The sequence below is a fragment of the Streptomyces sp. NPDC030809 genome, assembly GCF_055572195.1.
In genome coordinates this window covers 41,084-67,584 of sequence record NZ_JBVIDV010000029.1, presented here as the reverse complement: position 1 = coordinate 67,584, position 26,501 = coordinate 41,084, and the positions used below count along the sequence as shown (strand labels likewise).

Genomic DNA, 26,501 nt, shown 5'->3' with positions numbered 1-26,501 from the left:
TCACCGCGCACCCCCACGCGTGCCAGCCGGCGCGGAGCCGGCCGAGTCGGAACCGGCCACCGCCGAGGACGGCGATGCCGCCGCGCCCGCACCGAACGCGCTGATCTCCCACCGTCCGGCTCGGGCGGTCGCCTCCAGCCGGTACTCCAGCGGCCACCGCACCCCCACCGCATCCACCCCGACCACCCGCACCCGCACCCGGGCCCGCGCTCCGTCGGTCGGGACGCCGTCGGCGACGGCGGTCTCATTGTCGGCGGCGACGTCCTCCACGTCGATCCGCGTATACGCGGTCCCGGCGGGGGTGCGGAGGGTGGTGCCGGGGGAGAGGTACCGCTCCACCCCTGCCCCCGCGGGTGCCGGCGAGGTAGGCGCGCAGGAACTCGCCCACCGAGATTGCCAGCGGCCCGCCGGAGGCGGCCGGATACGTGAACCCCTCGCCCGCCTCGCTGTGGGGGGTGGTGTCGGGGGCGGCGACTTCACCGGGCGCCCCGGTCACCCTGAGCGGGCCGCCGCCTTGGCCGCCGATGCCGGAGACTGCGAAGTACCGCACCGCCGCACCCGTCACCGCAGCGCTGCCGGCGCTGGCCTGGTCGGTGATCGCGGCGACGACCACCGTCCAGCCGCCGGCGGTGAACGATGTTCGCACCGCCATCACCCGCACCCCGCCGCCGGCCGGCGCGGCCTTCTCCGTCCGGGGCCGCCGGGGAAGATCCACATCCCCTGCCAGGGCGCGGACCGCTGCCGAGGCGGGGCTGTCGGGCCGGGCATCGTCGGCGCGCAGCCACAAGTCGACGAACACCTCCGCCACCCCGGCCGGATCCGACGGCTCCTGCACCACAGCCTCAGCCCGGCCCTGGGGTGCGGCCTGCACGACCGTGGTGCGCGGCATGCCGATCGCGACGGCCAGGGCGAGGGGGCCGGCGGCGAGCGCGGCCCACACCGGGACGCGTACGAACCGGCGCCCGGCCGGGACCGGCTGCCGGGCGGGGACGGTCTCGGGCCGCGTCGTGCGCAGGCCTGGGGTCGGCGTGCTGGCGGGCTGTCGGGCCGCGGTGCGGCGGCGGGTGGGTGAAGCGTTCGGTGTCATCGAGGACGCCTTTCCGTTGGGGTGCTGTCGTGCTGCACCCCTACGAAACGGCGGCGACCTCACCGCTTTCCTCACCACGACCACCCCCCGGGGGTCACGGAAGGAGAACGGAAATCCCGGCGACTCACCGGTGACTTCACCGGCAGACCAGGGAACCTCCCCACTGCAGGTCAGCGCCTTGCGGGGCTGGAACCTCACCACTGTCCTGGTGAGGTCACTGGTGACTTCCTCTTGCACCTCACCGGCGAGTTGCGGGACTTCACCAGTGACCTCACCGGTGAGTTCTGGGGACCTTACCGTGTGGCTGCTGAGTCTCACCGGTGGCTTCTCCGGCCTCACCGGTTCTCCGGAGGGGGTGGTGAGTATGTGGAGCGATCGCCGTTCGGGCCCCGGTGCGGGGGGTGGTGGTGTGTCAGCGGGCGCTCACCTTACTGGCGGTGCATGGTGACTCGCCGGCTGCCCCGGGGGCCAGTGAGATTCATGCCTGGGCGGTGGGTTCGCAACCCGCCCAGGCTGCTGATCGGCTGTTGCCGATCTTGACGTGCCGGACCGGCGTGAAGTGGGATGCGGTGAGAGGTCGGCATCGAAAAGCGGCACAGCCGCAGGGGGTTTGGCGTGTTCATCGCGGAAGAGAGCGTTTTCGATCCTGATGAGATGCTGAGCCTCTACGGCTCGGTCGGCTGGGAGGGCTATACCGCCGACGTCGACAAGCTCTGCCGCGGCCTGCGGAACTCTCACCTCGTCATCACCGCACGAGACGGTTCGGGGACACTCCTCGGACTGGCCCGGACCGTCTCCGACGACGAACACATCTGCTACGTCCAGGACGTCGTGGTCGACCCGGTGCATCACCGGCAGGGCGTCGGCCGGGCCCTGGTCGAGCACCTCATGCAGCGGTACTCGCACTGCCGCTTCTTCCTCCTCTCCACAGATCACGAGTCGTCGCCGGAAGGCAAGCGCAATCACGCGTTCTATCGGAGCCTTGGCTTCCTGTCCTACGAGGAGAAGCAGATGGCGGGCTTCGGACTGCCCAGGAACCGCCCTGACCTGCGTGACATGACGCAATAGAGACTTGTTCCCACGCCGGCCGCAGCGCGGACCGTCCCCTCGTGACACTGACCGACCCCAGCCCGGCGGAGGTGGTCTGGTTCCCGCTGAATGTTCCGCCGACGATGAGCGATCGGATGCGCGAACTCGTCGCGCTGGTCGACAAGGACGAGCCCGGGCCGTGGTTCGCGCTGGCACCGTGCCCGCCCGTGGAACGGGTCTGTCGAGGTGGCCCAGCGAACGATGGGTTGGAGGCGGTCTATGCGGGTACGGCTCCGGTGCGGATGGCGAACTCCCGCAGGCCGGGCACGCGCTTGGGGCCGTAGAGGAGGTTCGCGGTCAGCGCCTGGAGTGCCGGTCGGCGGGTCTCTTGAGCTGCTTCTTGTTCGACGTGGCGTAGCGCGGTGAAGGTCTGGGGGCCGGTCCCGAGCGCATGCCACATGCGGGCGAAGTCGGTCCATGCGCGGGCGCGGCGTTCCGCGGTCGGCATCAGGTGAATGTTCAGGGCTTGTGCGAGGGGCACTGCTTCGTCGGGGGTGCCGAGCACGGTGTGGACGCCGATGCGTGGACGTGGGCCTGGGCTTTGGTGGCCTCGACGGTGAACAGGCCTTCCCGCGGCCTGTGGTCGCGTTCGAGCTGTCGTCGGCCTCGTCGGCCTCGTCGGCCTCGTCGGCCTCGTCGAGCAGGGCGAGCGCGGTGGTGCGGTGCCGGGGACGTACGACGCCGTCGTGTTCTGCCGGGACCGGTTCGATCAGGCGGCGGGCGGCGACCGGATGCGCGCTCGCGCCTCCCACCTGCAGGAGGCCGTCGGCAAGAGTCTCTTCGACGCCTGTACGGGCATCGGCATTCCGGTCTTGGAGCTGCCCACCGGCCTCACGACACCCGAGCGCGTCCGGTGGGTCGGGCACGAGGCGACCGCGAGGGGAATCCTGGCATGACCGCGGGCGCCGCGCCGCCGGCCACAGCCGTGCAGTCTCCCGGCGCTCGCCTACGGCTTGAGGTACTGCAGGACTTGGGCGGCGAGGTCTGTGACGGGCTGGGTGCCGTCGAGGACGAGGTCGGCCTGGGCACAGGAGGGCTCCACGTGGGCGTGGTAGGCGCGCACGGTGTTGGCGTAGCCGAGGAGTCCGGGCAGGGGGTCTTTGCCTTCGGTGATCTTGCGGATGGTCTTGCGGACGACACGGACGTCCGGCGGTGCATCGACGAAGACGGACCAGCGTGCCTGCTGGGCGAGGTCGGGGAGGGCGAGCGCGAAGATGCCCTCCACGATGATCAGCGGTGCTTCCGCGTGGGTGACCCGGGCGGCTTTGATCCTTGCCGGATCGAGCGCGTTCGGGTCGCTGAAGTCGATGGCGCGGCCGGGCTGTCCGTCGAAGCGGGGGACGCTCGGGGCCAGTGTCACGTCCTGGTGGTAGCAGAGGTCGAGATGAACCAGGCCCGCGCCGGGCAGGAGTTCGGCCACGGCGCGGGCCAGGGAGGTCTTGCCGGACCCGGCGCCGCCGCCGATGAGTAGGAGTGGGGGCGATGCCGGGTTCTGGTTCACGTGCGGGCGCCTCAGTCCAGGGGTCGTTTTGAGGCAGCGAGTCTAGTGATGCGGCAGCCCCCGAAGGGGCCGGTTTGCGTGAATTGCGGCGGCTTCGGTGATGACGGTGCCGGGGATTTGGCCGACCGCGACAGGGTCGTCGCTGGTCAGGGACGCGCTCGGTGCAGGGATCAGGATGTGGTGGCTGTCCGCGGTGAGGGTAGCAAGCAAGGAGGCGTCCGCAGCGCGCTGCCGAGCGGGCATCTGGGGTGTCATGGGGGCTGGTCCGTGCCGGTCGCGCATGCTGGTGGTCTTTGCTCGCAGGTCGGGCTGGAAGCGGCACCGGGCCGGCGAGGCTCAGGTGGGGGTGAGGGCTCGGGCGTGGTGGATGAAGTCGGCGACGGGCCGGTCGTTTTGCCAGGGGGCCAGCGCGGTGGTGATGTCGCGGATGTAGTCGTGGGCGCGGGTGGAGCGGACAGTGCGCAGGATGTCGAGTGCGCGGTCGGCGGCGGCGAGGCCTTGGTCGAGGTCGCGGTCCTGGAGGTGGCTGGTGGCCAGGACCGCCATGCGGATCCCGACGGCCCGGGTGAAGCGCCCGGTGGGCATGGCGTCGGCTTGGCGTGCCCAGCTGAAAGCGGCTCGGGGGCGGCCCAGGTCGCGGTGGATCTCGGTGGCGTCGGTGGCCAGGCGGGCGTGGGTGAAATAGGAGAGCCAGCCGGGGTCGTGGGTGTCGGGGCGGATGGATCCGAGGAGGTTTTCGGACTGCGCCAGCGCGGCGCCGGCGGCTTTGGCGTCTCCGGCACGGGCGTGGGCGCGTGCCTGGGCGAGTTTCGCGAAGGCCAGCACGCGGGGGGCGGCGTGGCCGCGGCCGCGCTCGAAGGCCCCTTCGGCCATGTCTGCGGCTTGCTCGGGATACCCGCGGAGGTAGGTCTGCAGCGCCATGGTGGTCAGGACGTAGCAGCCGACCTCGGTGTTGCCCGCGGCCCGGGCCAGGGCGAGCGCCTGGATGAAGTGGCGTTGGGCAGCAGCGTGCTGGCCGATGTCGAACGCCGACCAGCCCACTACGCGGGACAGCTCCGCCGTCGCAGCGAACAGCTCGGCGCCGACTGCCTCGCTGTAGGTGCCCGACAGCAGGGGGGCCGCCCGGAGCTTGAGGCACTGGGTGACCGAGGAGGTGCGCCAGTTCCCGCCGCCGAAGCGCGAGTCCCACAGCCGCGCTTCGTCTGCAGCCTGCCAAAGCTCGTCGAGATCGCTGCGCCCGACGCGCACGTGACCGGTGCGGGCTCCGGCAGCATGCGCCGGGCGGGTCAGCCAGCGGGTGACCGGCGTGGTGTAAGCGGCGACGGCGAAGCCGGCCGTGAGGAGGTGTCGGCGTTCCACGGTTCTCCAGTAGGTCGCGGCGACGCGTACGGCGTCGGCGGGGTCGCGAGCGAAATCCAACCCGATGTCGGACTGCTCCCGGTCTCCGCCGGGCATGCCGATTTCCTCGACACCCACGGGACGACCCAGGCGTTCTCGCAGGACAGCGGCGATGAACTCCGGCACTCGCCCTCGCGGGATCATCCCGAGATTCACCCAATTGGCGACACTGGTGTGCTCATAGCGCGTTCGGACACCTGCCTGTGCGGCAATCCGGTTGACGCCGGCGGCCAGGGCCTTGTGGCTGATCGCTGCGGCCTCGATCAGCCGGGCCAGGTCTTCGTTGGGTGTCTTGCCCTGCCGCCGTCCGCCCACCATGCCCCCTCCCGCCGCCGTGCTCCTGCGCCCGCCGGAGCACTCCTGAGCGTAGGCGGGTGCCAACTCCCTTGCACGCGCGTGTTCGTTGTTAGCCCCCCGAGTTCGCCTCCCGCGGCGCGATGGACGCCGGTTGAGTGGAGCTGTGCCTCGGCTGCCGAACGGCGCCTGAATCCGGTGCATGTGCGGATGGGGTTCGCAGAGCAGCTCACAGGCCCCCGACGCGGTGCCGGCGCTGCGCCTGCCACCGAGAGCCGTCGCACGCTCCATCAGAAGGGAGACGAACATGCAGTCGTACGGAGGCATCGCTCTCGCGCCCGGGCGCCGCCCGCCGCGCCTGTTGATCGACGGGCTGGATCTCGTCGGCACGACCACCCTGGCCGACGAGCTGATGAGGACACTCACCGACCACGGCACCCCCGCCACGCTCACCCAGAGCTTGCTCGCCCAGCACCACCCGACGAAGGCACTCCTCGACCGCCTGCCGGTGCCGTACCACCGCCACGCCGGCGCCACGGCCACCCATCTGATGGCACGTTACGGCCTTGATGCCGCTCGCTCTCGCCTCGAAGCCCGGCGGACGGCCTTGCACACCGCTGTTCTGATTCAGGACAGCTCTGTGGACTGCACCATCGCCGCGGCCTTGCCGAAGGACCGTTCTCGAGCGCAGCGATCGCATTGCGGGCAGCGCCCCTGTTCGCGCGCTTCAACGTCGTTGCACGCCTGCACCCGGACCCCGCGGTGCGTCGTGCCGGCCGCGTGAACGCAAGCCTGCCGGGGTTGATGACGGCGACCGCCTCACCGTCGAAGACGAAGGGTTCGCCCCCGGTTCAACGCCGCCCTGCTCCACCACCGGGGTCGCCGGCACGGCACCGTCCTCGCCTTCGACACCGCCAGACCTGCAGCCGCAGGACATGGTCCGCCGGATTCCGGCGGCCGCGGGCCTCGACACCCCGCCGGAGCCTGGCCATGACTGGGCCTGATACCAGCCCCCGCTGGCGGACCGCCGTGGCCTGCGACGCAGCAGGCGCAGCCCACCTTGATGCGCTGACCGCAGACCTGCACGCCAGCACCATGGCCGGACGGGTCGTCGACCCGACACCGCCGCCCCCGGCCATCTCCCCGACTGCCTGAGCATTCGCTCCGCGGCGGGCAGCAGTCCTGGGTGCGGCACGCCTGAGCCGCATCGCGCCGCCGCAACGCCGCCCAGCCCGTGGGCCCGAGCGGCTCCACACCGCCTGCCGACCAAGGAGGGCACCATGCCCCGCTCCCCGCGCACGCCGGTTAACGGCCGGATCGTCATCCTCGGGGCCGGACCATGCGGTCTGGCCTGCGCCTACGAGCTGACCCGCCTCGGCTGCCACGACTTTCTGCTGCTGGAGGCCACCTTCGCGCCGGGCGGGCTCGCCTCTTCCGTAGTGGACGGGGCCGGGTTCACCTGGGACCTGGGCGGCCACGTGGTCTTCTCTCACTTCGGCGAGTTCGACCGGCTGCTGGCCGAGCTCTTCACCGGCAAGGAGCTGCTGCACCACGACCGCTCCTCCTCCATCCGGCACGGCGACGGATGGATGCCCTACCCCTTCCAGCAGCACCTCCATCACCTCCCGCCGAAGGACGCCGCGGCCTGCCTGCGCGACCTCCTCACCGCAGGCCCCGACCCCCGCGGGGACTGTGCGCCGGTGGACTTCGCGACCTGGCTGGTCACCGTGTACGGCCAAGCCCTGGTGGACCGCTTCTTCGCCCCGTACAACACCAAGGTCTGGGCGACGCCGCTGGAAGAGATGGGCTCGGCATGGGTGGCCGAGCGGGTGGCCCCGGTTGATGTCGAGGAGATCCTCGCCGCGTTCGTCGGCACCGCGGCGCCCGCGCGCCGGTGGGGCCCGAACGCCACCTTCGCGTTCCCCGCGTCCGGCGGCACCGGCGAGATCTGGCGCCGCCTCGCCGCCCGCCTCCCCGCCGGCCGCCTGCGCACCCACGCCCGCGCGACTGCCGTCGATCCGGCAGCCCGCACCGTCACCCTCGCCGGCGGCACGAGGATCGGCTACGACAGCCTGGTGGCCACCGGACCTCTGGACCAGCTCGCCGCCATAACCGCCACCTGCCCGGGCCCGCTCCGGACGGCTGCCCAGAACCTGCGGCACACCACCGTGGCCATGGTCGGCCTCGGCTACCGAACACCGACCACCGACGCCCGGTCCTGGCTGTACTTCCCGCAGCCCGACGTGCCCTTCTACCGAGCCACGAACTTCAGCAAGTACGCGCCCGCCAACGTACCCAGCTCGGACGTGGACGCCTACAGCGCCTGGATGACCGAGACCTCCCTCACCCCCGGCCAGGACCTCGACCGCGACGCGCTGGTCCGCTCGTGCGACCAGGCCCTTCGCCGCCACGGCCTGGTGCCGCCGCAGGCGCCGCTCGCCAGTGCCCACATCGAGGTGATCCCGTACGCGTACCCGGTGCCCACCCTGAGGCGCGACGAGGTCCTGGCACGGGTGACGCCGTGGATGGAAGAGCGCGGCATCTATCCCCGGGGCCGCTTCGGGACCTGGCGCTACGAGATCGGCAACATGGACCACGCGGTGAAGATGGGCATCGACATCGCCCGCCGACTGGTGCACGGAACGGGCGAGGAACTCCTCGCCGCAGCACCCTTGGCGCCCTCGGCCTCCGCAGCCCCGGTGGAGTGCCGGTGATGGCCGGCACGAAGGCGGCCACGGCGCTGTTCGCCGGACACCGCTTCCGCGTCGTCACCGACAGCGCCTTCGGCGCCGTCCAAGCGCGCTACTTTCGGGCCTTCGTCCCCGAGCATCAGCTCGCCCCGCCGTGCGGGGAGGAAACGGCTGTCCGGGTCCGCCACGACGCAGCCCTCTTCCAGGACCGGACGGCCCGTGTCGCGGTCGCCGCCTCGCTCACCGTGGTGCCGTTCCGCGGCGAGCCTTACCACCGCTGCACGCTGGACGACACCACCTGGTGGCGGCCCGCCCCCAACACGCACTTACCCCTCGACCACCTCTACGCCCGGGAAGCGGCGGGCAGGCAGATAGTGCTGCTGAAACCCGGCGCCGAGCGCGGCGAGCGGTATGTGATGCGCGTCGTCCGCGAGGTCGTCCTGCGATGTTCCGAAGACCGCGGCTGGACCTCCTTCCACGCTGCCGCCGCTGCCCTCGACGACGGCGGTGTGCTCATCGCCGCTCCCTCCGGGGCGGGCAAGACCACCGTGCTCACCGCACTGGCCGCCCACTGCGGAGCGGACCTGATCGCATCCGACCGTGCCCTGGTGACCGCCGACGCGGGGATGGTGGCCGGGGTGCCGATCTCGGTCCGGATCGGCGGCGGCACCCTGTCCGCGCTGGCCCCGCGCGAGGGCCTGCCGAGCCCGCACGCGCTGCCCGGAGCCTTCGCCAGCGCCCGCAAAGCAGCACTGACCCCGCGCAGGTTCGCCGACGTCTTCTGCGCCCGCGTGCGGGAGACAGCGCCCCTGCGGCTGGTCGTCGTACCTCGCCTCTGCGACGACGGCCGGCCCTTGACCAGCCGCATCCTCGGCAGTGTGGGGGCCCGCACCGCCCTGGCAGCCGTGTGCTGCACCCCGCACGACGAGGATTGGCTCGAACCCTGGTTCGCTGACCGGACACGGCCACCAGCCGACCTGGCAGGCCAGGCCGCCGCCCTCATCGACCGCCTCGCCGCGGCCGTGCCCGTCCTCCAGGTCACGGCCGGGGTGCACAGGCCCGGCCTGCTGGAGAAGATCACCGACGCTGTGACGGGGAGGATGGCGTGTCAGTGAGCCGCATCGCCCTGGTGGGACCGGTCGCCGCCGGAAAGTCGACGCTGTCTGCAGCGATATCCGCCCATACCGGCCTGCTCCGCATCGACCTCGACGAGCTGTTCTGGGGACCGAACTGGACCCCCCTGGACACCCCCGTCTTCCACAAGGCCGTACGTGACCGCCTCGCCGCACCGGCGTGGATCGCCGACGGCAACTACGGTGGCGAAGTCGCCGAGATGCTCCTGGACCGGGCCGAGCTGGTCCTCTGGCTTGACCTGCCGCTGCACGTGTGCCTGCCCCGTCTGGTCAGCCGCTCGCTGCGCCGGGCGGCCACCGGCGAGGAACTCTTCGCCGGGAACCGAGAGACCTACCGCCACCTGCTGGCGGCAGACTCCATCCTCCGCTGGGGCCCTATGCACCACCACCGTCACCAACGCCGCTGGTCCACCCGCCTCCACCCCGACCACACGGTCGGCATGACCGTGGTGCGCCTGGACCGCCCCGCCACCATCACCCCTCAGCTGCACAGGCTCGGCCTGCTGCCCGCAACAGGAAGGGGACGCCCGTGATCGCCTCCGTCGTCCGCGTGCCCTGGCACACCGCCCACGGCGGCTACGACCGCCTCCTGGACCACCTGCCCGAAGTCCGCCGCATCACCCCGCCCCGCCACCTGAGTGCGAATCGGGTCTTCACAGCAGCCCACCGCGTGATGGGCCCTCACTGCCCCCTGCCGTTCTATCCGGCCGAGCACTTCGCCACCGATCTGCGCGTCCTCGCCTCCCGACAGCCAGCACACGTCCTGTACGGGGACGAGCAGTTCTGGTTCTCGCGCCACCGCACCGGTCCGACCGCCGTCACTTACCACCAGCCGCCCGACCGCCTCGCCAAGCTGCTGCCGCTCAAGGTGTGGCAGCGTCTGGCCCCGCGGGCGGATCAGATCATCGTCCTCTATCCAGGGCAGCAGGCCTTCTTCGGCGACCTGGTTCCTACAGAACGGGTGCATTTGGTACCGCACGGCATCGATACCGCCGCCTTCACCCCCGCGGACTCAACGCAGCAGCAGGGCCGACCGCAGGTGCTGACCGTCGGCTGGTGGCTGCGCGACTTCCACACCCTCGACGCCGTCCACGACCTCCTGCACCGCCGCTACGGCCAGGACATCGAGCTGGTCGTCGTCACCCGGCAGGCCGCGTCACGTCTGTGGCACCCGGCCGCCCGCATCCTCGAAGGGATCAGTGAACAGGAGCTGATCGCCCTCTACCGGCGGGCGGCGTTCCTCCTGCTTCCCCTGACCGGGGCCAGCGCCAACAACGCCCTGCTGGAAGCCCTCGCCTGCGCCACCCCGGCCGTGGTCACGGACATCGGCGGCATCCGGCACTACGCCGGCGACGGCCCGGCCGCTGCCCTGGTTCCTCCCGGCGACGCGTCGGCTGCGGCCGAGGCCGCAGAAAAGCTGCTCGCCGAGCTGGCACCGCCGACCACACCGCACGCCGTGCGGCTGCCCGGATGCGGGCCGAGGCCTTCGCCTGGCCGCGGGTCGCCGCCGACGTGCGTTCCGTCTACCGGATGCTGGAGGAAGCGTGAGCGCCGCCGACGTGTGGTTGGACGTCGTTGTGCCGGCCCTCGTGACGGGACTGCTGGCCCGTGCTCTCTGGGCCGCCATCGCGGTCGAGGCGAGTGCGCGTTGGCTGCTGGACGCTCCCGCGCACCGCCCCGCCGACGTGGACCCGCAGGCGCCGTGGCTGGTGGTGCTGCTGCCCATGCTCCGTGAACAGGCCGTCGCCGCCGAGTCGATCGCCGCGTTCACCAGCCTCGACTACCCCGCAGGCCGCGCCGCCGTCGCGGCCATCACCACCGAACGCGAGCACACAGCCCGCGACCACCACCGCGGACGCCTGCCGGAGCTCGCCGCCCCGCCCACACTGGCGGCAGCCCAGCTGCGAGGCATGTTCCCCGCAGCGCGCTGCCAGACCGTCGCCGAGACCGTGAACGCCGCCCCGCGCGAGGAACGCCTGACGGTGCTGACCAAGCTGTTCGATGCCGAACCGAGCACCGCCGACGTCGTGACCGCCCTGACCGCCGACCGCAGGCACGGACTGCCGCTGGTGCACTTGCACCAGCCTGACGTCGGGGGCCGAAAGCCGGGGCAGCTCAACTACGCCGTCGATCACCTGCCCGAGGTACTCGGGCCGCTCGGCTGGCGCGAGGACACCCACGCCCACCACACCTTCGTCCTGGTCTACGACGCCGACGCCGTCCCCGACCGGGGCACCCTGACTGCCTTCGCCGACGCCACCGCCCAACACCAGGCGTCTACCGGCCACACGCCGGCACTGATCCAGCAACAGAGGCTACCCCTACTGGGCCGCGCGACGGCGTGGGCCAGGGCCTCGGCGGTGTGCGGCATGCCGGCACCCTTACCGCCGCGGCGCGCCGTGACAGCCCCGAGAGGGGCGGGCTCGTCGGCCCGGGATGGGGCGTTGGTCTGGGTCTGGCCGTGCCCGGGTGGTAGGTGTGGGGGTGGGCAGGCCAGGGCCGGGCGGGTTGGGGGGCGCGGGTGGAGCGGATTCCGGTGACGACGACGGTATGCACCTGGTGCCGGGCGGCCGCGGGCCCATCGGCGGTGCGGTCCGCGCAGGTGATCGAGGCGGGCCTGCGGGTGACCTGGCACCGGCCCGAGTGCCCGCACTGGGTGGCCGACCGTCTTTTCGCGGGCCGGGACCGGCCGACCTGACTGGCTGCCGTCGGCCTGCCCGTGGGGGGACGCCGCACAGCATCCTGGGTACGCTCACGTGCGCACAACAAGTGACGAGGCGAACACGGGAAGGGGTGGGGGCCGGTGTGGCTCTCCGCTCGCGGCTGGCGCCATCTGCTGACGGGTATCGCCCTGTTCGCGACCGGACGGCTCGCCTACTGGGTGGTCGATGTCGCCCCCTCGGGCGGCGACCCGGTCTTCCAGCTGTACCTCGCCGCGTCCACCGCGGCCGGGTTCCTCCTCCAGATCGCGGGCGCGCTCCTGGCCACCAACGCTCTGCTGCGCCGCCTGCTGAAACTGCGCCACTGACCCCGGTCTCCCAAGCTCTCGGCTCGCCGAGCGGTGTGTGGTCCTCCTCGTCCATGTGATTGCCGGGCAATCACCGGCCGGCCCACTCCACCCCGAGCCCGGCGAGGGCTTCGAGCTGCTCGGCGTCGAGCCGGTCGCGGCGCTGCTTCTGGTTGGTGGGGAGCTGCTCGTGGGCCCGTCCGGGCAGGCCGCCCACCTCGGCCTCGAAGGAAGTGCAGCGTCAGACGGTGGTGGCTGGGTGACGGGAGGGGCGGGTGATCGTTTGTCAGGGCATGAAGGCAATCAAGCAGGTACTTGTAACTGCGGCGCTCGCGGGTGTGGCGGTTGTGTCCGTTCCGGCTGCCGCTCATGCGGCTGGTCCCGTTCCGCTTCCGGTCCCCGGTCCCGTTTCGGCCGTGCTCGGCTACCCGGGGCTCGGCTTTCCTGGGTACGGATTCCCCGGTGCGTCGGGCGATGTGTACGCCTCCCAGCTCCCTGCCCACACGCTCGGGACGGGGAACGTGTTCAACAAGAACGAGGTCCGTCCGGGCCACGAGGGCCTCTTCGCCAAGATCCTCAAGGGCATCGCGTGACCGTACGTCTCACGCCTGCGTGACACGCCGCCGGGGCTCTGCACGGAACCCCGGCGGTGGCACGATGAGCTGACCAGCGTTCCACTACCGGGCCCACTCCACCCCGAGGTCGGCGAGCGCTTCGAGCTGGCCGGCGTCGAGCCGGGCGCGCCGCTGGCGCTGGCCGGCCGGCCACACCCCCGTGCGGTGCTCACTCCCGTCCGACAGGCGCTCGACGCGGGAGCGCCCCGGAGCCCCGCCGCCTTCCCGCGCGAGGTACTGCGCCAAGGGCCTGGACGCCCGCCTCGAAGGCCGCCGCGCCCCGGCCCGACGCGGTGGTCGGCTTCTTCTTCGCGTGCCGTGCTGCGGGCCGGTACGGCCCGCGCCGCGGTGACGCCCAGCTTCCCGAGCCGGGTGTGCTGCTCGGCGTTGAGCCGGTTCCAGTCCCGTTGTTGGGCGGCCGGCCACCGGCCGATGTCCTCGCCGTGCCGGGTCACCCCCCGGGGGTGACGGTCTTCAGGCGGGCGCCCGGCCGTCGACGGCGCCGTGATGAGGGCCTTTCCGTATGCGGTGGGAGGGCCCTCGGTTGTGTGTGGTGGCGTGTTGCGGGGTGCCCGCGCGGGTGTCCGGCGGGCGGGGGTGGGTTAGGGGATGAGTGTGGTGCAGTCGGTGAAGGTGGCGTTGCTGCTTTCCTTGCCGCAGGTGTCAGGGCCGGTGCCGCCGTCGACGGTGACGCCGTCGCCGGTGACGTCGTCGGCGGTGCCGTGGAGGGTGATGGTGTCGTTGCCGGCCTCGCCGTTGAAGGCGGCTTGGCTGGTCTGGCCGCGTTCGGGGTGGTCGGGGGTTCCGACGGTGATGGTGTCACCGCCGTCAATGAAACCGCCGAGGATCTGCCCGCCGCCGTGCACGTCGGTGTGCGTCACTGCGGTGCTGTTCTGGCCTTCCGCGCCGCGGTTGAGGTCGATGCGGTCCGAGCCGGCGCCTCCTTCGATCGTGCTCCGGATGACGGGGGGTTCACTGATCATTTGGGCGGCTGCTGCTCCTGCGGGGCTGGAGTCGGAGCCGTTGCCGCCGGTGAGGGTGATGTGGTCGTCTCCGCGGTCTCCGTACACCTTCCCGCTGTTCAGTGCGTTCCCGCCGGGCAGGTTGGGGAAGACGGTGCTGGAGTTTCTTCCGCCGTTGCCGCCGGTGATGGTGATGGTGTCGCCGCCCTCGAAGTTCAGCGGTACCGGTCCGGGGTCGCCGCCGGTGACGACACCTCCCGTGAATTGGCGGCTGAATAGGTCTCTGAATGGCTGGACGCCGGTGCCGGCATGTCCGGCGCTGCCGGTGCCGGTGTTGTTGCCGCCGTTGCCGCCGGTGAGGGTGATGTGGTCGGCGCGGGCTCCGCCGGATACCACCCCCGACACAGCCGTTCCGCCGGTTCCGGAGGTGCCGTTGTTGCTGCCGCTGGCGCCGTCGCCGCCGTTGCCGCCGGTGATGGTGATGATGTCCGCGCCGTCGGCGGCGTCGAGCAGTCCGGGGTCCCCGCCGTGCACAGCTCCGATTCCGAAGTCCGAGCCCAGGCTGGCCACACCGTCCCCGCCGTGTCCGCCGGGGCCTCCGTTTCCGCCGCGGACGGTGATGCGGTCCGCTCCGGCCCCGCCCCGGACCTGTCCGGCAACACCTGGCCCTGCACCAACCGAGGTGCCTCCCACTTCCTGGCTGCCGTTCCCGCCGCTGAGGGTCAGCACGTCGTCGCCCTCGTCACCGTAGACCCGACCCTCCCCGCTCACGGCCATACCGCCAGAGATCTGGGCGGCGCCGGTGCCGGGGGCCCCGGTGATGGTGAGGGTGTCGTTGCCGCTCCCGCCACGGACGGTGCCCGTCACCGCGTCCCTGTCCACGAGCGAGCTGGCGGGCGTGCCGGTGATGTCGACGGTGTCCTGCCCGGCTCCGGCGTTGATCGTGCCGGCGACCCTCCCGGTCACGGTGATCTGGTCGTTCCCGCCGAGAGTGTTGACCACCTGTCCGGCCGGTACCCCGTTCGGGCAGCTGATCACGTCGTCGCCGGCCGTCGCGGTACCGGTGCAGCCGGGCGGCAGCGCCGCATGCGCCGCCCCCGCCCACAGCACCGGCGACAGCCCCACCACACTCACCGCCACGGCACGCGCGACCACCCGCACCGCAGATGTCCGCCTGTTCCTCATCGACATGCACCACTCCTGTCGCTCTGGCACATCCCCGCCTGCCGGAGACCTGCCCAGCCATGGCCTTTCCGGACAGAGCCCGCCCTAAAGTGCCGACCCGCCCTTACCACCCGTAGGGAGCAGCCCGATCTCCCGCACGAACATGCGCAAGGGCTGAGAACGATCAAGAAGCCGGACCGTCCACCGAGGGCCTGTACGTCCTCGGCGGGCGCTGGCACCTCGGTCGGGGCGGGCAGCCGCCTGGAGTGTGCTGCGCGGTGGAGGTGGTGGACGCGGCCGGGGTGTGGGGCATGAAGGCGTCCCTGGCAGCGGGTGCCGGGCTCCAGGGGAGGAATCGGGGCCCGGACGCCCGGGGAGCCGGGGGCGGCTCGGTGCATCGACAAATCCAACGGCCAGGGTGCTGAAACGTCACGCTCCGGCCGGTGGCTCACGCCGGCGCACCAGGGTGACCGTGAGTTCCAGGGCCTTGCGCGCCGGTACGTGGGGAGGTTGGTTGGTGTCAACGGCTTGGTATGGAGTGGCTGCCGGTCTGGAGTGGCCCCGATTTGAAGGGGGCGGTGTCAGTCATCGCTGGGCGTTATGTCGTATTCGCCGACATCCAGAGTTGCGCCGGTTGCGGCGAGGAAGTCCACCACCGTGCGGTCCAGGTGCCAGCCGAAGAGGTTCGTTTCGTCCGGCGAGTCGGAGGGGTGCTCGTCATGCAGGTTGAAGTAGCGGTGGATCTGCAGAATCGTGCGGCCTGGGCCCTCCTCGGTTGCGAGACGGGTTGTCAGACTGGTGAGCGCCTGCATGCAGGGCCGGAGCCTGCCGATGATCTGGTTGATCTGCTCATCGACTGGCAGGCCGGGATCGGGGCAGAAAACCTTCCAGCAGTGACAGAACGGGATGGTGTGGGGTGAGGTCTCCAGGCTGCCCCGCACCGTGACCTCGTCCGGTTCCACGCCAAGCAGCTGGGTGATCTCGTCGGCCGTGGTGCCCACGCTGGAGATCGCAAAGTAGACGTACTGAGTCAACAACACCCGCGGAGACTACCGGCGCACCGCACGACCGCCTACTGGTAGGGCTTTGGTACTGACGTTTTCGGGTTGTTGTCGGGTGGTGACGGTTCATGATCCCTGCGGGATGCCGGTGAGGTGGGGTATTCGGCGGGTGGGGGCCCTGGCTGCTGAGCGTCGGGCGTTTCGTGAGGGGGATCCGGCTTCACGCCGGCGAGAGGTTCGCGGCGGGCGAGAAGACCACGGTGATCGCGAAACAGCTGCGGGTGAGTGTGCGGTCAGCGGAACGCTGGCGCCGTGCCTGGCGCGAGGGCGGCATGGAGGCCTTGCGCTCGGCGGGCCCCGCGAATTCCCCGACCGTCACCGACGCCCAGTTCGCCGTGCTCGAGACGGAACTCGGCAGGGGCCCGTTGGCGCACCGCTTCGACGATGAACGCTGGACCCTGGCCCGGGTCCAGACGGTGATCCGGCAACTGCAGGTGAGTCTGTCGGTGGCAACCGTCTGGCGGCTGCTGAAACGCCACGGCTGGTCCTGGCAGGCACCCACCCGCAGAGCCCTCGAACGCGACGAGCACGCGGTGGAGCTCTGGAAGAAGGAGGTGTGGCCGAGGGCAAAAGCCTCGCGGCGGCACTCGGGGCCTGGATCGTCTTCGAGGACGAAGCCGGCTTCTCGATGACTCCGCCCCGGGCCCGCACCTGGGGTCGGCGCGGACAGACCCCAGTCATCCGCGTCCGCGGCAGGTCCCGCCGCCGGACCTCGGTCGCCGCCCTGTGCTGCTACAAACCCGGTGAGAAGAGCCGTCTCATCCACCGGTCCCGCGCTCATCTCCTCCTCAAAGGTGCACGCAAGAGCTTCTCCTGGCAGGACTACCGCGACCTGCTGGTGCGGGCACACATCCAGCTGGGCGGCCCGATCGTGGTGGTCTGGGACAACCTGAACACCCACCTGGCCGCCGGGCTGAAGCGGTACGAGGCCGAGCACGACTGGCTCACCAGCGTCCGCCTCCCGCCCTGCGCACCTGACTTGAACCCCGTCGAGGCCGTCAGGTCACAGCACCAAGCTGATCTGCCTCCTGCTGACGCAGCTCGCGGAGAACGCCGAACTGCACGGGGTCCGGGATGAGTTGTTCGACCCGGCGGGCTCGGAGATCTATCTCAAGCCCCGCCGGCGACTACCTCGTGCCGGGTGCCGAGGCGAACTTCGCCACCGTCGTCGAAGCCGCGCCCAGCCGCGGGGAGACCGCCATCGGCTACCGGCTCGCCGGACGCGACGACCGGCCCCCGCGCTACGGCGCCCACCTCAACCCGTGCCGGTCCCGGCCGCTGACGCTGGGCGAGGGGGACCACATGATCGTGCTGGCCGAGAACTGAGGGCGGCACTCACGGCGGCGCGGACCGCCCTCATCGGTCCACCGGATGAGGGCGGGGCCGGAGGCTGCCGAGGGCGGCCGGGAGGCTGCCGGTGTCGAGGGGCTGGCCGGCACGGCGGTCCGGTCGACACCTGGTCAGGGCAGGGGCGATGATGGGGAAGCGGTGCCTTCTGATCGGTCCGGCACCGCAGCCACGCCGCAGCCGTCCCCGCTGGTCGCGCTGTGGCCGGAGGATCCACTGCCACTTCCCGAGCGCCGGCGCGGCGATGGGCCCCGGCGTCTTCCGCGGCACCCTCCGCTCTGCGGGATGGACGACACCCGACATGGCCCGGCGCATCCGACGCAATGCCGTCGTCTCCCTCGTCGCCTCGAGGGCGTCGGCCTCTTCCCGCGTCATCTCGACCACGAGCCGGCCGCCGCCTTCGAGCGGTACGCGCATGACCGCGTTCTCCCCCTCCTCGGTGGTGTCGTACGTGCCCGCACCGGGGGCAGCGGCCGCGGTCGGGGACTGCACGACCATGCCCCCCAGCAGGAACGTCGCCGAGGCACTGAACGACACGGCGGAACCCGAGCAGAATGATCAGAACGAGGAGAACGAGGAGAACGAGGAGACCGGGCAGACCGGGCAGACCGAGGAGCCGTAGCGGGCGCCCGTTGCTCCACCTGAACTAATGGCCGGCGTGTGGTGGCCGTCCGTGGTGCGCCTGGTGCGGGCCCCGCCCCGCGGAGGTGAGGACGGGGCCCGGCCCCCGGCTACTGGCCGCGGCTCGTCGGATCCACCCCGGCGAACGTGAGCAGGTCCACCATGTCGAAGGTCCCCGGGGACCGGCGCGGCAGCACCGGCAGCCACGGCACGAGCTGGGTCAGGAACGACTCCGAGTCCAGCTGGAGGAGCCCGATGACCACCTCCGCCACGATCCGCCCGCCCACGGCCCCCAGCCGCAGGCCGTTCTGCTGGAGCGCCGCCTCGCGCAGGATGTAGTAGAACAGCGGCGTGTTCGCATCCAGGCCCAGCCCGTACCCGGACAGCTCGGGGAAGTCCGACGGGCTCAGCACCGGCAGGTGCATGTAGTTCGCGACGGCCTGCCCTGACGGCAGCGACCACGTCAGGTGCCGCAGCAGGTTCCGCTGCGCCAGCGAGGTCGGCCCCGGGCCGGGCAGCGTCACCAGCGGCAGGTTGAACAGCGGGGTCGACAGGCGGGTGTCGATCCGCTTGTTCCGCTTCACCTGCCCGTCGCCGAAATCGAAGAACGTCTGCCACCCGATGAACCGCCGCGCCGCTCGTGCTCCGCCCCGCAGGTCGGCGGGATCCGATCCGCCGGCTGCGGGGTCGAAGATGAACCCGAAGAACGGGTTGCCGTTGTCGCCGGCCAGGTTCGCCCGGTACGACGGGCGGACCATCGAGTGCCCGAACCGGTACACCCCGGTCTGGAACTCCACCGGCATCGTGGCCCGCGACGGCCGGAAGAAGTCGCGCCCGTGCAGGCGCACGTCGTCGACCGTGTCCTGTCCCACCACCTGCGGCAGGAACTCGTGCAGGATGATCCACTGGTAGTGCCACCGCACCAGCTTCCGCGCCTCCGTGAACACCAGGCCGGGCAGTACGCCGTCCAGCAGCAGCTTGTCCACCACCGCGTTGTGGAACTTCAGGAACGCCGCGTGCATCCCCGAAACGATCAGGTTCTCGTCGTTGCGCGGGTCCCCGATGATCGCGGTGCCCCCCGGGGTGCGCGGCACGTCCTCGAACAGGCCGCCCGTCTCGACCTTGAACTTCGCGGTGCCCGGCTCGTACAGCGACGGGGTCACCGACGGGCCGCCGCCGTACAGGGAGTCCAGGTCGAAGACGGGTATCCGGCCGTTGGGTGTGATCTCGGGGTCGGTCGTCACGCCCGGCGAGGAGGAGGTGTCGAAGGACATGTCGTGGTCCAGGAACTGGCCGAAGAACGTCGTCCCCGCCGTGTGCACCGGGTTGTCGGGGTTGTTCACCGACAGGGCCGGGTTCGTGATCAGCGCGATCGGGCCTGCGGCCAGGTTGTCGGCCGCGTCCAGGACACCGCCCGCCTTGCCGATGTCCATCAGTGCCGCCTGCACCGCCGCCGTGTTCGGCGCGAACGCCGGGAGCGAGGGGAAGAGCCGGCTGAAGTTCGGGTCGGGGGCGGGGGAGAGGCTCGATGCGCGGGCCGCACCGGAGCCGAGAGCGGCGGCCGGGAGGGCCAGCGCGGCTGCGCCGGCACCCAGCCCGGTGAGAAACGTACGGCGGCTGCTGCCCCGGCGGCCGCCCGGAGTCTGGTCCTTGGAAGACTTTCCGGCCATGGGTGCCCCCTCCAGCCGGCCTGCACCGGCCCGGTTCCATGTCGTCGCGGTCCTTCCGCACGGGGCAATGTAGGGAAGGGCGCACCCAGGAGCAATGGGGCGCGGAGGCTCAACTCATGCCATATCAAAGGGAGTTGTCGACTCCGGATCCTCAAGGCGGCGGCCGCCTCCGTGCGCCGTGCACGACGCGGGCCTCATGGCTCTGCCGGAGGGGGCCGACCGGCCCCTGGGCCCTCCCCCTCCGATCCACCACAGTGGGATCCGGCGGGGCAGGGTGCCCGCAGCCGCTCAAGGAGGTGGGTCTCGTGCCCGGACTGCTGGCCATCGGAGCCATCACATCCATCGGCCTGGGGGCGATCCTCGTCTTCGCGGTGGACTGGCAGTGGGACGGCGTCGACCGGTCGGTGGTCGGGCTGATCATGATGGTGGTCGGGATGCTCGCCCTGCTCGCCGCCACCCGCATGTCCGACCACGACTCCCACCCGGGGAAGACGCCGTGACCCGGCACGCACCGGGCCGAGTAGGACGCCGAGCCCCGCCCGCCGCCGTACGTTCCGTCCCGCATGACGCACCGCCCGCCGGCCACTGCGGTCACCGCACGACCAGGAGCCCTCGCCGCGCAGTTGCGCGACGAGGGCTCCTGGTGCCGAGGGGCGACGGCGCCGCCGAGGGTCACAGGTGGGGGACGACCGCCACGGGCGTCCTGGCGTGGTGCAGCACCGCGTGCGCGACCGGGCCGAGGTGCGTTCCGATCGCCGCCCGCCGTATGCGCCGTCCGACGATCAGCAGCGAGGCGTCGTCCGACGCTTCCACCAGGTGGGCCGCGGGCCGGCCCACCCTGCACTGCTCCTCGACCCCGACCCGCGGGAACGTGCCCCGCCACGGACGCAGCGCGTCGGTGAGCGCGCCCGCCGCCCGGAGCCCCAGCGCGACGCCGTGGCCGGGGTCGGCCGCCGCGGGGTCGTACCCGTCGGCGAGCGGCGCGCTCCAGCCGTGCACGACCCGCAGGGTGGCCGCCCGTGCCTCGGCCGCTTCGAAGGCGTACGTGAGCAGTTCGTCGCACGGCCGGGAGAGGTCGAGGCCGAGCACCACGTCGCGGCAGCGCCCGGCGCGGTCCCCGTCGTCTCCGCCTGCGGGCCGCCGTTCGTCCTCGGCCCGCTCCTCGGCCCGCTCCCCGGCCCGTACGAGGACGACCGGGCGTTCGGCGCGCGCGAGGACGGCGAGGGACACCGATCCGGCCAGGAAGCCGGCCAGGCTGCCCAGCCCGCGTGAACCCATGACCAGGACCTCCGCCTTGCCCGCAGCGGTGAGCAGCACCTCCGCAGGGCGGCCGGTCACCTCCTCGGCGGTGATCTCCAGGCCGGGGTGTCCCTCCCGCAGCCGGTCGGCTGCGTCGCGGGGGAGACGCTGGGCGTCCTGCCGGGTGCCGCCCGCCTCCGCACCGGACGCGGTGTCCAGGCCGGTGAACGGGGCGTGGACGGAAGCCGGTGACCAGTCCTGCCGGACGTGCAGGAGGTGCAGGGGCAGGCGGCGCATCCCCGCCTCGCGGGCGGCCCACTCCGCGGCGGCCTGCGCTTCGGCCGAACCGTCCACGGCGGCGATGACGGTGCGTGACATGTTCCCTCCGGGTGAGGAGTTGAGGAGTGAGGCGTCGGTGCAGGTGGGCGGGCGCGGACGGGCGGGGACCGGTCGGGGGCAGCGCGGCATCGACCGCGTTCTGCGGGCCGCCGGCGGTGTCGCCCGGGACGGGCTGCCGGAACGGGCTACCGGGACGGAGTGATCAGCCCGTAGTGGCCGTCGTAGCGGTGGTAGAGGACGGCGCCCCGGCCGGTGGCCGTGTCGTGGAAGAAGACGAAGGGCAACCCGGTGAGGTGCAGCCGTGCAACGGCCTCGGCCACACTGCTCGTCGGCACCGGAACCGTGCTCACCGCGAGCAGACCGCCGACCTCCCGTTCCTGGCCCAGGGGCGCCAGCGAGGCCATGCGGTACCGCCCGGTGCGGACGTCGCGGTAGACGATGCTGTCGCGTCCGGAGGCCAGGTCCGTGAAGAGCCAGAAGTCGTGGTCCATGCCGTCGAGGTCGATCACGGCGTCCTCGGGCGTCTGGTGGCCCAGGCTGAAGGACTTGTGCCGCACGATGCGGCGCTCCTCGGCGGGAAGCTCACGGCGGTGCGGACGGTGGTCGTGCCCTGCGCCCTCCCGCCCGGCCCGCGGGTGCGGACCGCTGCCGTGGAAGCCGCCCGCCCCGGACCGCCGCGGCCGGGCGAGCCGGGCGGCCAGGCGCTCCTGCAGGAGGTCCACCGCTTCGAACACGGTGCTCGCGGCCACGTGGGCGCGTACGGGCCGGCCGTTGACGTCCACCACGGCCTGAGCCGTGGCCGGACGGTTCACCGACGTTCCGGCGGCCTGGGTGAGCTTCACCCGCACGGCGAGCACCGGTTCGCGTACGTGGTCGATCGCCGCGAGCATCTTCTTCTCGGCGTAGACGTCCGCACCCTCGGGCACCGGGCCCCGGTTGCGGACCTGGACGTCGACTGCCGGGCTGGTCTTGAGACGGCTCATGGGAACTCCTCCTCGATCGGCTCCCAGCCTGTACGCCGGCGGCCGCCCGGGGGAGAGCCGTCCGGGCCCTGCAGCAGTGCCACTGGTACCTGCGGCGTCCCCGGGCCCCGGGACCTCCGGACGGCCGCACCGGGCCCTTCGGCCCACAGACGGCCGGGCCGCGGCCCGGGCCGTCCTCGTCCGGCCCCGGGAAGGCGCGCAGCAGATCACGCCGGGTGGCGATGCGGTACGGCGGTCCCGGACGCGGGGGGACCCGGTGGACGCGGGCGACGCGGGCGGTCAGCGCCCGGCCGGTACCGCCGCGGACGGGATCATGCCGCGCAGGAGCTCGAAGGTGCGGATGCGGAGGGCGAAGTCCGGGCAGGCGGTGGTGACGGCGAGGGCAGTCAGGGGTCCGCCGTGGTGCGGTCACTCGGGGCCGCGCAGGGCGAGCGCGGTGTGGGTGCCGCTGGGGCCGAGGTGCCAGCTGCGGTTGTCCTTCCAGCCGAGGCGCAGCGCGCGGAGTTCGTCTTCGGAGACGGTGTGCGCGGAGGCGGTTGCAGTGGTGGCTGCGACGGCGTACAGCACTCCGCTGCCGGGCGTCAGCCACCGCCTGGCCAGCCCGATCAGGCGCCGGCGGTCGAGGTAGGGCAGCACCAGCCGGCAGACCACCAAGTCGATGCTGCCCTCGGCCACTTGGGGGGCAGGGCCACCGGCGAGGTCGTGTTCTTCGAAGGAGAGCCGGATGTTCGGGTTGACGAGTTCGCGTGCGGCGCAGATCGCCGCGGGGGACCAGTCGTAGCCGGTGACGCTCAGTCCCGTCCGGGCAAGCTGGGCTGCGAGGATGCCCCAGCCGCAGCCCAGGTCGACGGCCGTGCGCGCACCGGCGGGGATCACGTGCTTGCGCAGGAGCGTCAACTCCTCGCCCGACACCGGCAGACCGGGCAGTTGTTGGGGTTCGTCGTAGAGCCGGTCCCAGTCCCGCGCCGTGCGGGGTGGCCCCCACACGGCGGCAGCCGCCCGATCGGTGCAGGGGGTCTCGTGGCGATCCGCCGGCTCGGCAATACGGCCCGGCGGGAACGTCCGCGGCTCGGGGCTCTCGAGCCGGAGCCTGTCGGAGCATCCGAACGTCGACATCACACGTTCCCCGTCTCGGTGCGGAGGGGAAGCTCGCACCAGGTGCCGGTCGCGTCGGGGGTGATGCCCCACCGGCCGTGGTGCTCCTGGGCGATGGCATCGACGATGGCAAGCCCGCGGCCGTTCTCGCCCCAGGGATCCGCCCGCCGCACCGTGCGGTCGGCGGGTACGCCGTCCGCCACGGCGAGCACGAGGCGGCCGTCCCGTAAGGCCATCTGGACCACGACGTCCGCGCCGCCGGTGTTGTGCAGGACGGCGTTCGTGACCAGCTCGGAGACCACTACCGCCGCATCACCGGCCAGCTCCGCGAGCCCGCAGTACGTCAACCTCTGCACGACCGTCCGCCGGACCTCCCCCACACGCAGCAGGTCCTCGGCCGCGGGCCCGTCACCGCCGGCGCGGGCAGCGGTGGAGAAGCAAACGAGCGTCGTGTCGACCTGGTGCAGCCCAGGAGCCAGGTGGAACCGGGCCGGCCACGCCTGTGCCGGGCGGCCGACTGGCTGGGGCACCCCCGCGTCGGCGGGGACCGCGGAACCGGAACACCCCCGCGTCGGCGTGGACCACCCCGGCTCCCGGTTTGTACGGCTCGCCCTCCCACGGAACACCCCCGCGTCGGTGGGGACCACAGCTCGACCCGCTCCGCGCTGCTGCTGCTCCGCGGAACACCCCCGCGTCGGCGGGGAGCACACTTCGCGACCTGCGGGTTTCTAGGCGGTTTGCAATCTGTTTGCCTTGCAGGGCTGGTGGGAGAAGTTAGTCATGGTTGGAGCGTACGCGTGTTTCGCGTGTAGGGGGCGGCCGCGGTGGAGGCTGGTCTGGCGGAGTTCGGCCGGATAGACGTCGTGGTCAACAACGCCGGCTACGGACTCGTGGGCGCGATTGAGGAGACCTCCGACCGGCCGCCCGGGACCTCTTCGACGTCAACGTGTTCGGCGTCCTCAACACGCTGCGGGCGACCCTGCCGACGCTGCGCGCCCAGCGGTCGGGACGCGTCGTGAACATCGGCTCCGGGGGCGGCTTCGCCACCGCCCCGGCGGTGGGCCTTTACGGCGCGTCGAAGTTCGCCCTGGAGGGCATCACCGAGGCGCTGCACGGGGAGCTGGCCTCACTCGGCGTCCGCGTCACGATCGTCGAGCCGGGCGGGTTCCGCACCGACTTCCTCAGCGGCTCCAGCCTCCGCGTCGAACCGGCGGCCATCGCCGACTACGCCGTCGGCGTGGGGCCGGTGCGCGAGGCGCTGGCCGCGAACGACGGCCTCCAGCCGGGCGACACGGTCAAGGCGGCCCAGGCCGTCGTCGACGTCACCGAGGCCGCCGAGCCGCCGCTGCGCCTCCCGCTGGGCGCGGACGCGGTCGAGCGCGTCGAGGCGAAGCTGGACCTGGTATGGCGGGAGCTGGACCGGTGGCGCGCGACCTCCCGCTCCACCGCCATCTGAGCAGCCGTCCGCCAGCGCGTCCTCCCGGGAATGGGGAGGACGGGTCGCGGGTTGTCCCGACCACGACATGGACATGGGGTTCGGAAGGGGGATGGAGCATGGCAGTCCACGGAACGGTGGTCGCCGGTTTCGAGGGGGTACAGGCGGAGTTCGCCGCCTTCCTCGCGGGCGAGGAGCACGCGCCCGGGGCTCAGCTGGCGGTGTACCGGGGTGGCGAGCGGGTGGTCGACCTGTGGTCGGAAGGGGTGGGCGCCGAGTCCCTGCTCGGCGTGTTCTCGTCCACCAAGGGCGCGGCGTACCTGGTGACGGCGCTGCTGGTGCAGGACGGCCTGCTGGACCTGGACCGGACCGTCGCCTCGTACTGGCCGGACTTCGCCGCGGAGGGCAAGGGCGGTGTCACGCTGCGCGAGTTGCTGGCCCACCGGGCCGGAGTGATCGGCCTGGACGCCGGGTTCACGATGGAGGAGCTGGCCGACGACCGGGCGATCGCGGCCCGGCTGGCGGGGCAGCGCCCGTTCTGGCAGCCGGGACGGTTCTTCGGCTACCACGCCATCGTGATCGGCGCCCTGGTCGGCGAGGTGGTGTTCCGGGCCACCGGGCGCACGCTGCAGGCCTGGTTCGAGGAGCGGGTCCGGGCCCCGTACGGGCTGGACCTGTGGCTGGGGCTGCCGGAGTCCGAGGAGCCGCGGTTCCTGAGCACGCTGCCGATGCTGCCGACGCCGCAGCAGGCGGCCGAGATCGAGGCGGCCGCCGCGAGCCCGTACGGCCTGGGCGGGATCGCCTTCAACAAGCACGCCCCCGGCAACGTCGACCTGTACGACTTCCCCAACTCGCGTGCCGTGCGGGCCGGCGGCCAGGCGTCGGCGGGCGGGCTCGGCTCGGCGCGCGGCCTGGCGGGCATGTACGCGGCCGCCGCCTTCGGCCTGGACGGGCAGGAGCCCCTGCTGAAGCCGGACACGGCCGCCGAGTTCGCCCGGATCCACTCGGAGGGCAAGGACCTCGTCAGCGGCACGGCCAAGGCGTTCGGTCTCGGCTTCCAGAGCTACGGCCCCAACTTCCCGGCGCTCGGCGCGGGCGCCTTCGGCCACAGCGGCGCCGCGGGTTCCCTCGCCCTGGCCGACCCCCGGCAGGGCTTCGCGTACGGCTACACCCGCCGCCGGTACGCCTTCCCGGGCGGCGCGGCCCCGGAGAACACGCGCCTGCTGTGGTCGGTGGTCCGCGCCCTCGCCGCCTGAGCGGCGGGTGGGGGCGGCGGCGGGACGCGGTCGTCGCGGCGCACCCGGCCGGGCCGGCCCCGGGGAGCGGGCGCAGCCGTGGGGCTACCACTCCAGGTACGCGACGGTCCCCGTGCGGCGGGCGGTGTCCGTCGCCTTGAGGCGGGTGAAGCCGGTGGGGCGCATGGTCCGCTCCCATTCCCCGAGGGTGGGGACGCGGAGCTCGGTGTGCTCCGTCGGGTCGAGGGCGATGCTGACGATCTGGTCCTCGGTGAGGCGCCCGCCGTCGAAGACCACGCCGAACTTGTTCAGCGGCCGGTGCGCGCCGTGGGTGATGAAGTGCACGGCGAGGAGCTTCCGCGGCCCCTCGAAGGTGATACCCGTCTCCTCGAAGCACTCCCGCACCGCGCACTCCACGGCGTCTCGCCGTGGTTCATGTTGCCGCTCGGCCACTGCCAGGTCTCCGCGTCGACCGCGGCGCGTAGCTGGTGGCGTTCGCGACGGTCTTGACGTACGGCTCGGGAGGCAGCCAGGCGC

General features: G+C 72.2%; 32 protein-coding genes and 2 pseudogenes. 18 read left to right on the top strand and 16 right to left on the bottom strand.

Annotation, left to right across the window (positions count from 1 at the left end; translation table 11 throughout):
* Together ACZ407_RS30420 and ACZ407_RS30415 are read right to left on the bottom strand one after the other, a co-directional pair.
* Nucleotides 1-270, bottom strand: a complete 270-nt coding sequence (locus ACZ407_RS30420; RefSeq protein ID WP_468133897.1) for a hypothetical protein — start codon at nt 268-270, stop codon at nt 1-3.
* Nucleotides 245-1,087, bottom strand: coding sequence for a hypothetical protein (locus ACZ407_RS30415; RefSeq protein ID WP_468133895.1), 843 nt, complete (start codon nt 1,085-1,087; stop codon nt 245-247). Before ACZ407_RS30415 ends, ACZ407_RS30420 begins: the two co-directional genes overlap by 26 nt.
* Nucleotides 1,088-1,702: 615 nt before the next feature.
* Between ACZ407_RS30415 and ACZ407_RS30410 the strand changes: the two genes are divergently transcribed.
* Nucleotides 1,703-2,155 carry a GNAT family N-acetyltransferase gene (locus ACZ407_RS30410; RefSeq protein WP_468133893.1) on the top strand — a complete coding sequence of 151 codons (453 nt, stop codon included), beginning with the start codon at nt 1,703-1,705 and terminating at the stop codon, nt 2,153-2,155.
* A 238-nt stretch (nt 2,156-2,393) separates the two neighbouring features.
* Here the strand turns inward: ACZ407_RS30410 and ACZ407_RS30405 are convergent, their stop codons facing one another.
* Nucleotides 2,394-2,624, bottom strand: a complete 231-nt coding sequence (locus ACZ407_RS30405) for a hypothetical protein (RefSeq protein WP_468133891.1) — start codon at nt 2,622-2,624, stop codon at nt 2,394-2,396.
* A gap of 214 nt (nt 2,625-2,838) precedes the next feature.
* On the opposite strand from ACZ407_RS30405, the gene ACZ407_RS30400 reads away from it, so the two are divergent.
* Nucleotides 2,839-3,072, top strand: a complete 234-nt coding sequence (locus ACZ407_RS30400) for a hypothetical protein (RefSeq protein WP_468133889.1) — start codon at nt 2,839-2,841, stop codon at nt 3,070-3,072.
* 50 nt (nt 3,073-3,122) lie between these two features.
* Here ACZ407_RS30400 and ACZ407_RS30395 read toward each other — a convergent pair whose 3' ends face one another.
* Both ACZ407_RS30395 and ACZ407_RS30390 read right to left on the bottom strand, forming a co-directional pair.
* A complete protein-coding gene (locus ACZ407_RS30395; RefSeq protein WP_468133887.1) occupies nt 3,123-3,677 on the bottom strand; it encodes a uridine kinase family protein in 555 nt (184 codons plus the stop codon).
* Nucleotides 3,678-4,013: 336 nt separating this feature from the next.
* Nucleotides 4,014-5,132: a sporulation protein gene (locus ACZ407_RS30390; RefSeq protein ID WP_468133885.1), complete on the bottom strand. Its 1,119-nt coding sequence runs from the start codon at nt 5,130-5,132 to the stop codon at nt 4,014-4,016.
* A 544-nt stretch (nt 5,133-5,676) separates the two neighbouring features.
* Between ACZ407_RS30390 and ACZ407_RS30385 the strand changes: the two genes are divergently transcribed.
* The 9 genes from ACZ407_RS30385 (at nt 5,677) to ACZ407_RS30345 (ending at nt 12,220) form a co-directional block, all read left to right on the top strand.
* Nucleotides 5,677-6,153 (top strand): hypothetical protein, encoded by a 477-nt coding sequence (locus tag ACZ407_RS30385; RefSeq protein ID WP_468133883.1) that lies wholly within the window; start codon nt 5,677-5,679, stop codon nt 6,151-6,153.
* Nucleotides 6,154-6,359: 206 nt separating this feature from the next.
* Complete coding sequence (locus ACZ407_RS30380) at nt 6,360-6,524, top strand: hypothetical protein (protein ID WP_468133881.1); 165 nt, start codon at nt 6,360-6,362, stop codon at nt 6,522-6,524.
* A 125-nt stretch (nt 6,525-6,649) separates the two neighbouring features.
* Nucleotides 6,650-8,083 (top strand): protoporphyrinogen/coproporphyrinogen oxidase, encoded by a 1,434-nt coding sequence (locus tag ACZ407_RS30375; protein ID WP_468133879.1) that lies wholly within the window; start codon nt 6,650-6,652, stop codon nt 8,081-8,083.
* Nucleotides 8,083-9,174 carry a hypothetical protein gene (locus ACZ407_RS30370; RefSeq protein WP_468133877.1) on the top strand — a complete coding sequence of 364 codons (1,092 nt, stop codon included), beginning with the start codon at nt 8,083-8,085 and terminating at the stop codon, nt 9,172-9,174. The genes ACZ407_RS30375 and ACZ407_RS30370 overlap by 1 nt, the downstream gene beginning before the upstream one ends.
* Nucleotides 9,165-9,725 carry a P-loop NTPase family protein gene (locus tag ACZ407_RS30365; RefSeq protein WP_468133875.1) on the top strand — a complete coding sequence of 187 codons (561 nt, stop codon included), beginning with the start codon at nt 9,165-9,167 and terminating at the stop codon, nt 9,723-9,725. Before ACZ407_RS30370 ends, ACZ407_RS30365 begins: the two co-directional genes overlap by 10 nt.
* Nucleotides 9,722-10,927 (top strand): glycosyltransferase family 4 protein, encoded by a 1,206-nt coding sequence (locus ACZ407_RS30360; RefSeq protein ID WP_468133873.1) that lies wholly within the window; start codon nt 9,722-9,724, stop codon nt 10,925-10,927. The genes ACZ407_RS30365 and ACZ407_RS30360 overlap by 4 nt, the downstream gene beginning before the upstream one ends.
* Nucleotides 10,902-11,732: a hypothetical protein gene (locus ACZ407_RS30355; RefSeq protein WP_468133871.1), complete on the top strand. Its 831-nt coding sequence runs from the start codon at nt 10,902-10,904 to the stop codon at nt 11,730-11,732. The genes ACZ407_RS30360 and ACZ407_RS30355 overlap by 26 nt, the downstream gene beginning before the upstream one ends.
* Nucleotides 11,729-11,890 carry a hypothetical protein gene (locus ACZ407_RS30350; protein ID WP_468133869.1) on the top strand — a complete coding sequence of 54 codons (162 nt, stop codon included), beginning with the start codon at nt 11,729-11,731 and terminating at the stop codon, nt 11,888-11,890. Before ACZ407_RS30355 ends, ACZ407_RS30350 begins: the two co-directional genes overlap by 4 nt.
* A gap of 105 nt (nt 11,891-11,995) precedes the next feature.
* Complete coding sequence (locus tag ACZ407_RS30345) at nt 11,996-12,220, top strand: hypothetical protein (RefSeq protein ID WP_468133867.1); 225 nt, start codon at nt 11,996-11,998, stop codon at nt 12,218-12,220.
* Between the two features lie 70 nt (nt 12,221-12,290).
* Here the strand turns inward: ACZ407_RS30345 and ACZ407_RS30340 are convergent, their stop codons facing one another.
* Nucleotides 12,291-12,416, bottom strand: coding sequence for a hypothetical protein (locus ACZ407_RS30340; protein WP_468133866.1), 126 nt, complete (start codon nt 12,414-12,416; stop codon nt 12,291-12,293).
* A 199-nt stretch (nt 12,417-12,615) separates the two neighbouring features.
* Between ACZ407_RS30340 and ACZ407_RS30335 the strand changes: the two genes are divergently transcribed.
* A complete protein-coding gene (locus tag ACZ407_RS30335) occupies nt 12,616-12,792 on the top strand; it encodes a hypothetical protein (protein ID WP_468133864.1) in 177 nt (58 codons plus the stop codon).
* A gap of 84 nt (nt 12,793-12,876) precedes the next feature.
* On the opposite strand, the gene ACZ407_RS30330 is transcribed toward ACZ407_RS30335, so the two are convergent.
* The 3 genes from ACZ407_RS30330 to ACZ407_RS30320 all read right to left on the bottom strand — a co-directional run bounded on the left by ACZ407_RS30330 (nt 12,877) and on the right by ACZ407_RS30320 (nt 15,979).
* A complete protein-coding gene (locus tag ACZ407_RS30330) occupies nt 12,877-13,059 on the bottom strand; it encodes a hypothetical protein (protein ID WP_468133862.1) in 183 nt (60 codons plus the stop codon).
* Between the two features lie 356 nt (nt 13,060-13,415).
* Entirely contained in the window at nt 13,416-14,966 is a 1,551-nt protein-coding gene (locus ACZ407_RS30325) for a hypothetical protein (RefSeq protein WP_468133860.1), read from the bottom strand.
* A 554-nt stretch (nt 14,967-15,520) separates the two neighbouring features.
* A complete protein-coding gene (locus ACZ407_RS30320; RefSeq protein ID WP_468133858.1) occupies nt 15,521-15,979 on the bottom strand; it encodes a DUF4279 domain-containing protein in 459 nt (152 codons plus the stop codon).
* A 103-nt stretch (nt 15,980-16,082) separates the two neighbouring features.
* Here ACZ407_RS30320 and ACZ407_RS30315 point away from each other — a divergent pair.
* Together ACZ407_RS30315 and ACZ407_RS30310 are read left to right on the top strand one after the other, a co-directional pair.
* Nucleotides 16,083-17,006 (top strand): annotated as a pseudogene (locus tag ACZ407_RS30315) (IS630 family transposase); the annotation flags it as partial.
* Between the two features lie 128 nt (nt 17,007-17,134).
* Nucleotides 17,135-17,326, top strand: coding sequence for a hypothetical protein (locus ACZ407_RS30310; RefSeq protein WP_468133856.1), 192 nt, complete (start codon nt 17,135-17,137; stop codon nt 17,324-17,326).
* Between the two features lie 345 nt (nt 17,327-17,671).
* Here the strand turns inward: ACZ407_RS30310 and ACZ407_RS30305 are convergent.
* A pseudogene (locus ACZ407_RS30305) lies at nt 17,672-17,845 on the bottom strand (DUF3117 domain-containing protein); the annotation flags it as partial.
* Here ACZ407_RS30305 and ACZ407_RS30300 point away from each other — a divergent pair.
* Nucleotides 17,763-17,969 carry a hypothetical protein gene (locus tag ACZ407_RS30300; RefSeq protein WP_468133949.1) on the top strand — a complete coding sequence of 69 codons (207 nt, stop codon included), beginning with the start codon at nt 17,763-17,765 and terminating at the stop codon, nt 17,967-17,969. The pseudogene ACZ407_RS30305 and the gene ACZ407_RS30300 overlap by 83 nt on opposite strands.
* Nucleotides 17,970-18,078: 109 nt before the next feature.
* On the opposite strand, the gene ACZ407_RS30295 is transcribed toward ACZ407_RS30300, so the two are convergent.
* Complete coding sequence (locus tag ACZ407_RS30295; protein WP_468133854.1) at nt 18,079-19,638, bottom strand: peroxidase family protein; 1,560 nt, start codon at nt 19,636-19,638, stop codon at nt 18,079-18,081.
* Nucleotides 19,639-19,943: 305 nt separating this feature from the next.
* On the opposite strand from ACZ407_RS30295, the gene ACZ407_RS30290 reads away from it, so the two are divergent.
* Nucleotides 19,944-20,138, top strand: coding sequence for a hypothetical protein (locus tag ACZ407_RS30290; RefSeq protein WP_468133852.1), 195 nt, complete (start codon nt 19,944-19,946; stop codon nt 20,136-20,138).
* A 172-nt stretch (nt 20,139-20,310) separates the two neighbouring features.
* Here ACZ407_RS30290 and ACZ407_RS30285 read toward each other — a convergent pair whose 3' ends face one another.
* From ACZ407_RS30285 to ACZ407_RS30270, 4 genes are all read right to left on the bottom strand, one after another.
* Complete coding sequence (locus tag ACZ407_RS30285; protein ID WP_468133850.1) at nt 20,311-21,255, bottom strand: universal stress protein; 945 nt, start codon at nt 21,253-21,255, stop codon at nt 20,311-20,313.
* A gap of 146 nt (nt 21,256-21,401) precedes the next feature.
* On the bottom strand, nt 21,402-22,199 hold the full coding sequence (locus ACZ407_RS30280) for a sigma 54 modulation/S30EA ribosomal C-terminal domain-containing protein (protein ID WP_468133848.1): 798 nt from the start codon (nt 22,197-22,199) through the stop codon (nt 21,402-21,404).
* Nucleotides 22,200-22,607: 408 nt separating this feature from the next.
* Nucleotides 22,608-23,186, bottom strand: a complete 579-nt coding sequence (locus ACZ407_RS30275) for a class I SAM-dependent methyltransferase (protein WP_468133846.1) — start codon at nt 23,184-23,186, stop codon at nt 22,608-22,610.
* Between the two features lie 128 nt (nt 23,187-23,314).
* On the bottom strand, nt 23,315-23,674 hold the full coding sequence (locus ACZ407_RS30270) for an ATP-binding protein (protein WP_468133844.1): 360 nt from the start codon (nt 23,672-23,674) through the stop codon (nt 23,315-23,317).
* A gap of 566 nt (nt 23,675-24,240) precedes the next feature.
* Between ACZ407_RS30270 and ACZ407_RS30265 the strand changes: the two genes are divergently transcribed.
* The gene (locus ACZ407_RS30265) at nt 24,241-24,750 is read left to right on the top strand and encodes an SDR family NAD(P)-dependent oxidoreductase (protein ID WP_468133842.1); all 510 of its coding nucleotides are present in this window, start codon (nt 24,241-24,243) and stop codon (nt 24,748-24,750) included.
* A 98-nt stretch (nt 24,751-24,848) separates the two neighbouring features.
* Nucleotides 24,849-25,985, top strand: coding sequence for a serine hydrolase domain-containing protein (locus tag ACZ407_RS30260; RefSeq protein WP_468133840.1), 1,137 nt, complete (start codon nt 24,849-24,851; stop codon nt 25,983-25,985).
* Between the two features lie 84 nt (nt 25,986-26,069).
* On the opposite strand, the gene ACZ407_RS30255 is transcribed toward ACZ407_RS30260, so the two are convergent.
* The gene (locus ACZ407_RS30255) at nt 26,070-26,381 is read right to left on the bottom strand and encodes an NUDIX hydrolase (RefSeq protein ID WP_468133838.1); all 312 of its coding nucleotides are present in this window, start codon (nt 26,379-26,381) and stop codon (nt 26,070-26,072) included.
* Between the last annotated feature and the right edge of the window lie 120 nt (nt 26,382-26,501).

Excerpts from the sequence above, each read along its gene's own strand:
- ACZ407_RS30280 (WP_468133848.1), bottom strand. The coding sequence starts at position 22,199 with ATGAGCCGTCTCAAGACCAGCCCGGCAGTCGACGTCCAGGTCCGCAAC.
- ACZ407_RS30325 (WP_468133860.1), bottom strand. The coding sequence starts at position 14,966 with ATGTCGATGAGGAACAGGCGGACATCTGCGGTGCGGGTGGTCGCGCGT.
- ACZ407_RS30370 (WP_468133877.1), top strand. The coding sequence starts at position 8,083 with ATGGCCGGCACGAAGGCGGCCACGGCGCTGTTCGCCGGACACCGCTTC.
- ACZ407_RS30260 (WP_468133840.1), top strand. The coding sequence starts at position 24,849 with ATGGCAGTCCACGGAACGGTGGTCGCCGGTTTCGAGGGGGTACAGGCG.
- ACZ407_RS30285 (WP_468133850.1), bottom strand. The coding sequence starts at position 21,255 with ATGTCACGCACCGTCATCGCCGCCGTGGACGGTTCGGCCGAAGCGCAG.
- ACZ407_RS30300 (WP_468133949.1), top strand. The coding sequence starts at position 17,763 with ATGACCGCGTTCTCCCCCTCCTCGGTGGTGTCGTACGTGCCCGCACCG.
- ACZ407_RS30390 (WP_468133885.1), bottom strand. The coding sequence starts at position 5,132 with ATGCCCGGCGGAGACCGGGAGCAGTCCGACATCGGGTTGGATTTCGCT.
- ACZ407_RS30405 (WP_468133891.1), bottom strand. The coding sequence starts at position 2,624 with ATGCCGACCGCGGAACGCCGCGCCCGCGCATGGACCGACTTCGCCCGC.
- ACZ407_RS30295 (WP_468133854.1), bottom strand. The coding sequence starts at position 19,638 with ATGGCCGGAAAGTCTTCCAAGGACCAGACTCCGGGCGGCCGCCGGGGC.
- ACZ407_RS30380 (WP_468133881.1), top strand. The coding sequence starts at position 6,360 with ATGACTGGGCCTGATACCAGCCCCCGCTGGCGGACCGCCGTGGCCTGC.
- ACZ407_RS30385 (WP_468133883.1), top strand. The coding sequence starts at position 5,677 with ATGCAGTCGTACGGAGGCATCGCTCTCGCGCCCGGGCGCCGCCCGCCG.
- ACZ407_RS30375 (WP_468133879.1), top strand. The coding sequence starts at position 6,650 with ATGCCCCGCTCCCCGCGCACGCCGGTTAACGGCCGGATCGTCATCCTC.
- ACZ407_RS30415 (WP_468133895.1), bottom strand. The coding sequence starts at position 1,087 with ATGACACCGAACGCTTCACCCACCCGCCGCCGCACCGCGGCCCGACAG.